Annotated in this window: 8 protein-coding genes; 1 reads left to right on the top strand and 7 read right to left on the bottom strand. The window is 63.7% G+C overall.

Translation table 11 applies throughout. The features are described 5' to 3' along the window. Positions 1-78: 78 nt before the first annotated feature. From VJ604_RS04105 to VJ604_RS04080, 6 genes are all read right to left on the bottom strand, one after another. Complete coding sequence (locus tag VJ604_RS04105) at positions 79-720, bottom strand: MotA/TolQ/ExbB proton channel family protein (protein ID WP_324080109.1); 642 nt, start codon at positions 718-720, stop codon at positions 79-81. A 64-nt stretch (positions 721-784) separates the two neighbouring features. Then, positions 785-1,168 carry a hypothetical protein gene (locus VJ604_RS04100; protein ID WP_324080108.1) on the bottom strand — a complete coding sequence of 128 codons (384 nt, stop codon included), beginning with the start codon at positions 1,166-1,168 and terminating at the stop codon, positions 785-787. 135 nt (positions 1,169-1,303) lie between these two features. Next, a complete protein-coding gene (locus VJ604_RS04095; RefSeq protein ID WP_324080107.1) occupies positions 1,304-2,044 on the bottom strand; it encodes a tetratricopeptide repeat protein in 741 nt (246 codons plus the stop codon). A gap of 4 nt (positions 2,045-2,048) precedes the next feature. Next, entirely contained in the window at positions 2,049-5,315 is a 3,267-nt protein-coding gene (locus VJ604_RS04090) for a tetratricopeptide repeat protein (protein ID WP_324080106.1), read from the bottom strand. Beyond that, positions 5,312-7,531, bottom strand: coding sequence for a tetratricopeptide repeat protein (locus tag VJ604_RS04085; protein WP_324080105.1), 2,220 nt, complete (start codon positions 7,529-7,531; stop codon positions 5,312-5,314). The genes VJ604_RS04090 and VJ604_RS04085 overlap by 4 nt, the downstream gene beginning before the upstream one ends. Positions 7,532-7,533: 2 nt before the next feature. Then, positions 7,534-8,193 carry a hypothetical protein gene (locus tag VJ604_RS04080; RefSeq protein ID WP_324080104.1) on the bottom strand — a complete coding sequence of 220 codons (660 nt, stop codon included), beginning with the start codon at positions 8,191-8,193 and terminating at the stop codon, positions 7,534-7,536. A gap of 162 nt (positions 8,194-8,355) precedes the next feature. Between VJ604_RS04080 and VJ604_RS04075 the strand changes: the two genes are divergently transcribed. Further along, on the top strand, positions 8,356-8,514 hold the full coding sequence (locus tag VJ604_RS04075) for a hypothetical protein (RefSeq protein ID WP_324080103.1): 159 nt from the start codon (positions 8,356-8,358) through the stop codon (positions 8,512-8,514). On the opposite strand, the gene VJ604_RS04070 is transcribed toward VJ604_RS04075, so the two are convergent. Continuing rightward, the coding region (locus VJ604_RS04070; RefSeq protein WP_518517902.1) for a TonB-dependent receptor at positions 8,511-10,556 on the bottom strand (2,046 nt) is incomplete at its 5' end. The genes VJ604_RS04075 and VJ604_RS04070 overlap by 4 nt on opposite strands.

The raw sequence follows: 10,556 nt of genomic DNA, 5'->3' as shown, positions 1-10,556 counted from the left end.
TCGGTCGCCGCTTCCTCTCCCTTTTTCCTTCTTAATCTGGCCATACTCGGCTCCTGTCAGGTTGGCGCTTTGCTGCTGTTAGGCTTCGGTGTACTGGCGCCTGGAGAAGGTCGAGATCGTGTTGAGCGCCTTCACCGATGCCATCTCCAGGCTGTTGACGATCTGGCCGGTGGTGGAGGTCAGGCGGGCGTGCAGCAGCAGGAGCGGGATGGCGGTCATCAGGCCGAAGGCGGTGCAGTTCATCGCCTCGGAGATACTGGCGGCGAGCAGGGCGGCCTTCTCGGCGGGGCTTGCGTTGGCGACCGCGGCAAAGGCGGTGATCAGGCCCATGATGGTGCCTAAGAGACCGAACAGGGTGGCGATGTTGGAGAGCAGCGCCAGGTAGGGGGTGCGCTTCTCAAGCTGGGGGATGATCTCCATCATCCTCTCCTCCATGGCGATCTCGATGTCTTCCCGGCGGCGGACCGCCCCCTGGCGCGCGAGCCCCATGGCCAGCATCTGCGAGATCGCCGACTCGTCCTCGTTCACCATTTCACGCGCCCGGTCGAAGTTCCCTTCGGCAAGTACCGGGTGCACCTCGTCCCATTTCCTGCTGTTCTCCGCCTTGACGCGCTTCAGGTGGATCCAGCGCTCGACCGCTATGGCGATGCCCGCCGCCAGCACGATAAGAATCGGGAACATGAAGAGACCACCCATCTGAAAAAACCTGATAACAAACATCTTTTACCTCCTTGGCTCTTGTGACCTCGCGGTCGGATCAATCCGCAATGCGGTTGGTTATGGGTTATTTGCCGATCGGGGAGACGACGGCCGACAGGGTGGCCGGTTTCCCCTCTACGCTGACCTCGTAGTACTGGACCTCGCGCAGGAACACGTCCCGGTCCACCGGTACGTCGCGCTCATTCAAGTTCCTGGAGAGGTCGGTTTCCACGCCCAGCTCGGAGCTCTTCCAGGGCACGATGAAGAGCGACATGGGTGCCTCGTTGTTGCCCAGGACCGACATGCCGCGCAGCTGCTTGGCGGTCTCCTGGTCGCCGGCCGCAGGAGCGGCGGCTGCCGTCTGACTGGTCTGACTGGTCTGACTGGTCTGACTGGTCTGACTGGTCTGACTGGTCTGACTGGTCTGACTGGTCTGACTGGTCTGACTGGTCTGACTGGCTGATGCCACGGATGCCGGGGGGGCAGTCGCGGCGCTGGCGCCCTGCTCCTCCGCCACAGCCGTGGCGGAGGAGAGCACAACAACGCATAGTGTGAAAAACAGCTTTCGAAACATGGTCTTACTCCGTGCGGCGGACACCGCCGTCTAGGGGTGTGCCGCGGCGTTCTGGGAAGCGGCCGACGCTGTCATGTCCTTTCCTAACCGGGTGCGCAGGTCGGCCAGCCACATCTTCACCTTCTGGTCCTTGGGCACCGCCTTGTCGTACGCCTCGTAATGCTTCACGGCACACGCCTGGTCCTTCAGATACAGATCGCACAGGATGCCGAGGTTCTTGTGCAGCGGATAGTATTCCGGGAATGCCCCCAGCGCCTTCTCATACACCTTCCGGCTTTCATCGAAACGTCCCTGCTTCCGCAACAGCAAGCCGTATTCGTTGCACGCCACCGGATGGTTGGGGATCAGCTCGATCGCCTTCTTCAGATGCTGCTCGGCGAGCTCCGGCTTGTTCACCCGCTGGTAGGCGATGGCTACGTTGATGTGCGGTGCGGTCAGCTTGGGCGCCTGCACGATGATCTTCTCCAGCAGCTCGATCCCCTGGTCGTACTTTCCATCCTTGACCATCTTGTTGGCCTGTTCGAAGTCGGCGCGCAGCTTCGCGTCTATGCCGCCCGGCTCGCTGATCGCGAACCCTTCCCGACCGTCGGTGTAGTGGGTCACCGTCGGTCCGGTCGGCACCGGCGCGACTACCACGGGCACGGGTGCGACGACGGGCACCACCTTGGTGTTGCTGGTCGCGCATCCCGCTAACAGCGAAAGACCGATGGCCAGCAGCAGGTAGCCAGCTCTCATCCCTTCCTGGAAAATTCCCTCTTTGCTTTTCCTCATGGCATCACCTTTTGGCATCTGTCCCATTTTCGTTCCCTCCAGTGGGTTGTGGAACTACTGCGGGTGCTTTGGCCCGCGGAACTGCTGTTGTCTTTGCTTGGGTTGTGGCCGGCTGCTCGACCGCCGCCTTCACGGGGGTGGACGAGGTGGACGGCTTGGACTGTGTGGACGTGGTGGACGGCGCTGCCGGTGCGGACGAGGCTGCCGGCGCAGTCGCGGCGGGCTTGGCGGCCGGTGCGGCAGGGGCCGGTGCGGGCACGGGTTTCGGCGGTGCGGGCTTCTCGACCTCGAAGGCATAGCTGTCCAGCGAGGCGACCACCTCGGCGGCGATCTCCGGCTTGTCGTAGCGGGCGGGCATGAACTTGGCCAGCCTGACCAGGCTCTTGTCGATCCAGGGGTTGTAGATACCCCTGCCGATCAGCTCCAGGTTCTTCTCGTGGATCTGGATCGCCTTCTCCTCGAAGGGGTAGGCCTGCTCTTCGATGGCCAGCTCAAACTCCTGCTTCTCCTGGGCGTCCAGGTCGGTCGGTCGCTCCGACTCGGTCAGGGATTTGCTGAAGTTCGCGTAGATCTCGGCGAGGTAGAAGGTGGCCGCTGCCGTCACTTCGCCGACCTCGTAATCCACCAGGCTGCCGAAGGCCCCGGTGGCTGCCTTCATCAGCTCCTTCTTCTTACGCAGGTTCTCTTCGAACGGCTTCACCAGCCGTACCTCGCTGAAACGCTCGTACTTCTTCTCGGCCAGAACCAAGGCGCCCTTCCCTGCCAGGAACCGGGTCCTGGGAGTACGCGCCTTCCCGGCGGCCGCCTCGACCGCGACCATATCCTTGAGCTCGCTCAGGTACGCGTCCTGATCGTTCTCCGCCTTCACGATCTCGACCACCTTGTTGCGCATCTCCACGTTCACCTCGACCGGCTCCGGGAAGTAGCGGACAAAGCGGCGGTACACGGCGAGGGCCTTCTTCTTGTTGCCTGCCTGCTGGTGCAGGTCGGCGGCCAGCATCAGGGCGCCCCTTCTGACCTCCTCATCCTTGAATTCGGTCTCCACCCGCTCGTACTCGCCGGCGGCCAGGGCAAGCTGGCCGTTCTCCTTGTAGACGTAGGCGATCTTCCTGGTGGCCTCCGGCTGCAACTGGTGGCCGGGGAAGAGCTCGCGGAACCCGGTCAGCACGGTGGCGGCCATCTTCCAGTCCTTGAGCTGGATGAGCGCCGCGGCCGCATCGAATTCGGCGTTGGGGCGGATCTTGGAGGTGGCGGCCAGCTTGCCGACCCGCAGGAAGTGGTCTGCGGCGGCGCGGTAGTTCTTGAGGGCGACGGCCTGCTCACCCTGCCTGTAGATGGAGGCGGCCAGGTTGTCGACGAAGCCTGCGCGCAGCTTGTCATCCGCCGGCAGCAGCGTCAGCACCTTTCCGTAGGCGGATTCGGCCTGGGCGTACTGCTGGAGCTCATAGCAGGAGTGGCCGACCACCATCCAGGCCGATTTCCGGGTCTCCTGGTCCGCGGCCGGGAAGAGCTGGATCAGCTTGCTGGCGGCGGCGAGGGACTGCTTGTAATCCTTCATCTCGTACAGGTCGTCCGCGGCCGCTCCCAGCACGATCGCGGCCTTCTCGTGTTTCGGGAAGGTGTCCGCGAATTTTAGCGAGCTGCGCACGGTCTCTCGCTTGACCTTCTCCTTCTCCCCGGCCGGGGCCTCCTTCAGGCGCTCCCGATAGGCGTAGATGGCGGCGTAGCCGGCAGCCGAGGACTTGGCGTGATCGGGGTAGCTGTAGGCGGTCTTCTCGTATTCCAGCGCAGCCTGGGCGAAGGAGTGGTTCTCCAGTAAAAGCTCGGCCAGCTGGTAGTTGATTGCCGGCGACTCCCCATCTTTCGGGAAGGAGAACAGGAACTCCTCGTACCAGTGCTGCGCTTCCTGGAAGTTCTCCTTTTTCTCCTTGGCGTGCTCGGGGTCCTGGTAGAGCGAGTGGTAGTGATGGGCGAGGTCGGTGACGTTGGTTTTCAGCCAACCGAGTACCTCCGGGCGCGCCTTGGGATCGAAGTGCTTCCAGTACTCTGCCTTGAGGCCATAGTTCCTGGCGAACTGCTTCTTGGCCTCGATGACGATGCTCGGGAACCCGCCCGCCATCTCGATGTCGATCACCCGCATGTGGAATTGCGGAGTAACCCGGTGGAACGGGTTGCGCTTGGCGAACGAGTTGTAGGCCGCAGCAGCGTCGGTGTAGCGGCGCTTGTCGAAGTAGAACTCGCCGAGGTTCGAGTAGACGAGGTCCTCGTAGCTCCGCTTGCCGTGGGCGTCGAAGTACTCCACCACGGAATCGGCGCCGTGCAGGTACGAGAAGCTCTGGCTGATGACGCGGAAGGTGTCGTCGACCCGCTTTCTCTCCTGGTCGTCCTTGGTCTGGGCGAAGTCGTACCCTCTGGAGACCTTGTGGTCGAGCAGCGCGATGAAGCGATGCAGGGCTTCGTCGTAGAGTTCCTGCTTGTAGAAGCTCCAGCCGAGCTTGTAGAGCGCGAGCTCGTAGAAGGGCGACTTGGGACCGGTCGCCACGATGCTCTTGTAGGCGTCTTCCCCCTCGATGTACTTCTTGCGGGTGAAGTAGAATTCGGCCCGGCGGAAACGCACCTCGTCGTTGTAGCGGGATTGCGGGTACTCCTTGACGAGGCGGCTCATCACCACCATGGCGTCCTCGGTCTGCCCCAGTTCCTCATAGGCGCGCGACATCTGGTAGAGGACCTGGTCGTTGCCCGGGTAGTTGGGGAACTTGTCCAGAAGCTTCTTGTAGATGGCGATGGCGTCGCGGGCTCCGGCCTTTTCCAGCTCGTCGGCACCGGCAGCCTGGCCTCCCTTGCTGGGGGCCATCGAAGTCTGCGTCGCCCGTTTTTCGAAATCGTCGTCGGATTCGACTTTGCCTGCTTGCGGCGCCCGGGCGGGCTGGGCGGCGGCCACTTTGGGGGTTTCGGCCCGCTCCGGCGCGGCGAGCACCGGCGAGGCGGAGCGACCAGCGGTTGCCACCACCGGCGACTGGAAGCCGTATTCCTTCTCCAGCTTCAGGTCGGCCAACCGGCGCATGGCTGTCGGGGTCAGCCTCGATTCCGGGGTCTCGTCCAGGAAGCGCTGATAGCTGTCCATCGCCTTGTCGAGGCCCCCCTGGACCGCCTCCTCCTTGATGTCGACCTTAAGGTTACGCAGTTGGGCAATGGTATCCCTGCCGCCGCCGGACTGGCAGGCGGTGAGGAACACGGGAATTGCTAGGAGTGCGAGGGCGATGCGTTTCATTTGGCACCACCTTTTTCGGTCTGCGCGGCGGCGGCAACCGTTGCAGGTTGCGCCGCAGCGGCGGCGGGCGCAGCGGGCGTTGAGGGGGCAACGGGGGCCGCGGGCGGGGCCGCTGTGGACGAACTGGACGAACTGGACGAACTGGACGAACTGGACGAACTGGACGGGGTGGACGGGGCCGCGGCTTTGGATTCCGCATTGGGGGCAGCCTGGCCGGCGGGGGCCTTGGGGGTAGCCTGCTCAACGGATGATTTGGTGGCAGCCTGCTCCGCCGGCACGTTCGCGGCTGCCGGGGCTTTGGTAGTGGCCGGGGCGTTGGCGGCTGCCGGGATCTTGGCGGCGGTCGCTTCGTTCTGGGCCTTGGTGGCGCGATCGTAGCTGTCGGCCACGGCGAAGCGGGCGGTGATCTTGAACTGCTCCAGCCGCTCACGGCGCTTGCTCAACTCGTCGACGGCCATCGCTTCCAGCACGGATCCCTGGCGCGTCATCAGCTCCTTCACCTTCTCCTTGGCGGTGGCGATCTGGGCGCGATCCCTGCGGATGGACTCGTCGTACCCCTGGTAGCTTTGGGTCGCAGCCTGGCGGATCCGGACGAAGGAATCGTACTGTTTCTTCAAGCCATCCACCGCCTTGTTCAGGTCCTGCAGGTCCTTGTAGGTGTCGGTCAGACGCCGGTCGTACTCGGTAGAGATGTTCCAAAGGAGCACCCCGCGCAGACGGGCGATCCGCTCGCGAACCTCGGCGGGTGCCGTCCCGTTGGCGGCCATCGCCTGCTCCAGACGGGTTATCTTCTCCCGGATGATCCTTTCTTCACCGGTGGCCAGATTCTCGGGACGCGGTTCCACCAGCATCGCCTTCAGCCGCTTGCGTACCCGCTCCTTCTGCTCCATGCGCAGGCGCATCTGCGAGTCGAGCTGCCGGAAGGTCCGGTCGATCTCGGGAAGCAGCGGCTGGTAATAGCTTTTGCGCTGCTTGATCATGTCCTCGAAAGCGTCGAGATCGGTTTCCCACTTCCCAAGCTTCTTCTGCATCTCGTTCAGGTCGAGGTAGTTCTTGAGAGAGTCCTGAAAGTCGTGAGAGGTCATCAGCTCCAACAGGTAATAGGTCTCCGGCGCATTGGTAAGTGTGCGCAGTTTGACGACCCAGTCGGCGTCCTGTTTGATCTCTTCCCGCGCCAGCGCCTTGAGGAACTTCCCTTCCTTTACCGAGGTGATGGAGGTGCCCAGCTTGTCCACCTCCTTGCCGAAGGAATCGAGGGCCTTGCCGTAGAGGAGCGCGGCCTTCCCGTAGATGTTCAGCTTGCCGTAGGCGTAGGGAACCGCGAGCATCGCCTCCTGGACCGCCGGGTCGGTCACCTCCCGCTCCGCCAGGATGCTCCAGGGAACCAGCGCCCGCTCGTACTGGCCGCGCGAGGCATCGGACCACCCGGAGCCGAGCAGGGCGCGATTGGAGAAGGGCCCACTCAGCCGCACCCGCTCCAGGGCCAGCTTGGCCTTGTCGCCAGCCTTTTCATCGAGGAGCTTGTAGCCGAGCACGAGGTTCGCCTTGTCCCGGATCGCCTTGGCGGCCGGCGTGTCAGCGGCCGTCTGCCCGGCACGTTCCAGGTACTGACGCCCATCCTGCTCCTTGTGGTCTCTGGTCAGGGCTATGCCCAGATTGTAGTCGGCGAAGCCTGCCAGGTTTTTCGCCTTCTGCAGATCCTTGAAGGTCTTCGCCGCTTCCGGGAAACGACCGGTCGCCAAAAGGATCTCGCCACGCAGGAATTCCACGTCGTCCCGGACCGACTCCGGCACCACTCCACGCATGCGCTCCAGCGCCTTGAGGGCGTTCTCCGGCTCCCCCTCCTGGAAGTAGAGCCGCGCCAGCCGGTAGATGGCCTCGTTTCGCACCGGGTCCGCGAACTTCCCTTCGACCACCGCGCTGATGGCGCGCCCGGCCTTCAGGTGCATGCGGTAGCCAAGCTCGAAGTCCCCCACGCCGAACTCCGCCTGGTCGAGGTGGAAGTTGAGCGGGTCGAGCGTCGGCTCATCGAGCCTGCGGTACTGCCCGAGTTCGGTGTCCAGCCGTGCCACGGCGTCGAACCACTCCCCCTGGAAGGCTTCGTAGAGCGACTCGCCGTAGTAGACGTCCTTCAGCCCCTTGGCGGTGTAGGGGTTGGCCGCCAGCGCGGCAGTGGCGAGGAGCAGGCACCCCAGTATGAGCATCAACCTTGCCATGACTACCAATCCTTAACGGTGATGGGTTTGCTGCCGATGCCGGTGCCGGCCAGGACCACCCCGACCAGCTTGGGGCCGACGTTCTTGGCGATCTTGAAGCTTTCATCCTTCTGGAAATCCGACCCCCCTTCGGTCTTGCCGAGCGAGGTCACCTTCAGCGCGTGCTCCCCGGTCCTCACGTTGCCGACGAAGATCCGCTGCACTCCCCCCTTCTGCAGGGCTTCCAGCTCCTTGAAGGTGTACAGGTGATGGGCGACCGTCTTGCCGTCCACCTCGACCCTGACCGCATCCAGCCGGAACTTCTCCCCCTTGGCCACCGAGACGAAGACCGCCAGCTGGGTGTCGGACGGGTAGATGAGCTTCTCCTCGAGTTGGTTCAGTTCGGCCGCAATGGAGAGCACATCGGTCTTGATCTCCTGCACCTGCTCGTCCAGTCCCTTCCCCTGCTCCTTGATGGCGGCTTGGGCCTTGGGAGCTTCCGGGGCTTTGGCGGCTTCCACGGCTTTGGCAGCTTCCTGGACCTTTACAGCTTCCGGGGCCTTGACCGCTTCCTGGGCCTTGGGAGCTTCCTGCGCCTTGGGCGTTTCCTCAGCCAGAGCCGGGAGGATCGAGAAGAACAGAGTCACCCCACCTAAAACGATCACCTTGAGAACTTTGAACATGCTTGTCACCTCGTAACCCCATCCTCACCCTGTCCCTCCCCTTGAAGGGGAGGGGACGCCGGGCGAGCTTTGAAACTGATATCGACGTTGGCTGTTATGCACCAGAAGCAATCCCCCCTGTCCCCCCTGTATCAAGGGGGGGACGTGTGCGGGATAGCTCTTGTGCCAATGAAACCTTCCTTCTACTTCAGGCTTCCTTCCACCTTCTCCCGACTCTCCCTCCCCTTCAAGGGGAGGGTCGGGGTGAGGATGGGGTTGGTGCAGAGCCGGGGGGCGCCCCCATCCTCATCCCTGGCCTCCCCGGCGGGGGAGGCGTACTAAATGGTCCCGATCGCGTTGATGAATACCCCCTGATGCCGGTAGCTCAGGTTGGTCAGGTCGTCGGAGAAATCGCTGAAGTTGTAGCCGACGCCGACTTTGAAGTGGTCTCCCAGATGGCGGTAGAGCCCCAGGAGCACACCGGTCTTTCTATCCTGCGCGTCCGGCAGCGCGAGGATCCGCCCTTCCACCATGGCGTCCCACCGGTGGATGAAGTGCCAGTCCACCCGCGCCACGCCCAAGTGCGCGCGGCTCTCGAAGTATTCCGGGTTGACCCGGTCCATGCTCACCTGCCCGAGCCGGTAGGCGTACTTGCCTCCCACGCTCCACTGCTTGGTGAGGTCGTAGGTGGCGTCTATCGAGGCGATGTGGCTGCGCTGCAGATAGTTGGCCGAGGAGGTGGTGCCGGTGATCTGATCCGAGGCCGGCATGTTGTAGAAGAAGGTGTACTTCATCAGGACGTTGAGCCGGTCGTTGTTGACCGGGCGGTAGGCGTAACCGACCACCGCCTCGGTGAAGTTGGCGTCGAAGTAGGACCCCTGGGAGCTTGTGCTCCGGGAGTAATCGAGGCTGCCGATCAACCGCCAGTCCGGGGTGAGCTGGTACTTGAGGCTGTTTTTCAAGAGCCAGGTGGTGCGCTCGATGGTGCTGGTATCCAGCTGTTCCTGGTCGTCCTCCCGGAACTCCACGGTGCTGGAGAGCTTCACCTTGGCGAAACCGTAGCCGGCGGTGACGGCGACCGCCGTTCTCTTGGTGGTGGCGCCGGTCTGGTTGTCCTGCAGGGTACCGAACTCCACCTTGCTCCCCAGGTTCAGCCGGTCGTTGGGGGTAAGGTCGATGCCGTAGGTATGGATGAGCCCGACCGGGGTGTCGCCGTGGGTAAACCGCTCCTCGCCGAAGACGCTGGTGCTGTCCGAGTAGCGGGTACGGAAGCCGGAGGTGAGGCTCCCCTTGTTGGCCTGCACGCCGTTGTCGGTGCGCTCGTTCTCCAGCGCATAGGTGAGATACATGGTGGTCTTGTCGCTGTAGAGGTACTCGGTGCCAAGCTTGCCGGCCAGGCCGGAGGTCCCCTCGGAGATCTCGCCGTTCACCTTGAAGCGGTCGGTGAGCCGCCAGGCGCCCCCCGCGCCGATCCGATCGTTGTCGTCCCGGTTGCCGGTGGTCTCCACCGTTTTCTGACCGAACAGGTAGCTGCTCCAGCGCGCCTTGGAGTCGTAGGCGACCTTGGCCACCACGTCGGTGCGATCGCCCACTTCCTGGGTCAGGGGAACCACCGGCGAATGGTCCACGCGGCGGTCGAAGCGCGCACCCAAGCCGGTCGACCACTGCTCGTTCACCTGGTAGCTGCCGTTTGCCTCCACCGCCTGCGTCTCCAGCCCCTCCTCCACGTTCCTGGCGTCCCCCTTGACCTTGATGGAGAGCCGGTCGGTGATGGGGAGCTCGGCGGTGCCCCCCAGTTGGAAGGTGCGGGTGTAGGCGGTCTGCCCCGGCGCCGTGTAGCCTGCCTCCAGGATCTGGTTGTAGAGGGTGATCTTGCCCCGCCAGTTGTTGTTCAGGTCCTGCAGGCCGAGGCTGCTGTCCACCCGGTAGGCCATGGCGGGGGAGCCGGGATTGGGGATGGTCTGGGTGTTGGAGCTGTAGCCGCCGTCGGTCGAGGTCGAGGTGAAGAGATCGGACCCCTTGCTGCGGGCGCTTTCCAGTTTCAGCCAGGTGGCGGCCGATTTGCGCAGGGTGAGGTCGCCGCCCACCAGGGTCTGGGCCGAGCCGGCGTCGTTGCTGAGATCGCCGGTCACTCCGATTTTCACGCTGTCACCCAGCCAGTAATGGGCCCTGCCGCCGTAGTTCATGGCGCCCACGTCCGAAACGCCGGGGGTGAACTCGTAGCGGGCCACCAGGTAGACCGGGTTGCCACCCATGGCGTCGCTGTGCACCAGCAGGTTGTCGCTGGCCGTCGATTCCAGCGGCTGGGTCAGGAGCACCCGCCCCTGCAGGTAGTCGATGTTGTAGTCGGTGACCGCGGTGAGGTCCTTGGTGGCCAGCACGAT

It is taken from the genome of Geomonas sp., assembly GCF_035254065.1.
Classification (GTDB): domain Bacteria; phylum Desulfobacterota; class Desulfuromonadia; order Geobacterales; family Geobacteraceae; genus Geomonas.
Note: the sequence above shows the minus strand (reverse complement) of the source record. Positions and strands in the feature narration are given on the sequence as shown.

Coding starts and splice junctions, on each gene's coding strand:
- VJ604_RS04080 (WP_324080104.1), bottom strand. CDS start 8,193: ATGTTCAAAGTTCTCAAGGTGATCGTTTTAGGTGGGGTGACTCTGTTC.
- VJ604_RS04090 (WP_324080106.1), bottom strand. CDS start 5,315: ATGAAACGCATCGCCCTCGCACTCCTAGCAATTCCCGTGTTCCTCACC.
- VJ604_RS04095 (WP_324080107.1), bottom strand. CDS start 2,044: ATGAGGAAAAGCAAAGAGGGAATTTTCCAGGAAGGGATGAGAGCTGGC.
- VJ604_RS04105 (WP_324080109.1), bottom strand. CDS start 720: ATGTTTGTTATCAGGTTTTTTCAGATGGGTGGTCTCTTCATGTTCCCG.
- VJ604_RS04085 (WP_324080105.1), bottom strand. CDS start 7,531: ATGGCAAGGTTGATGCTCATACTGGGGTGCCTGCTCCTCGCCACTGCC.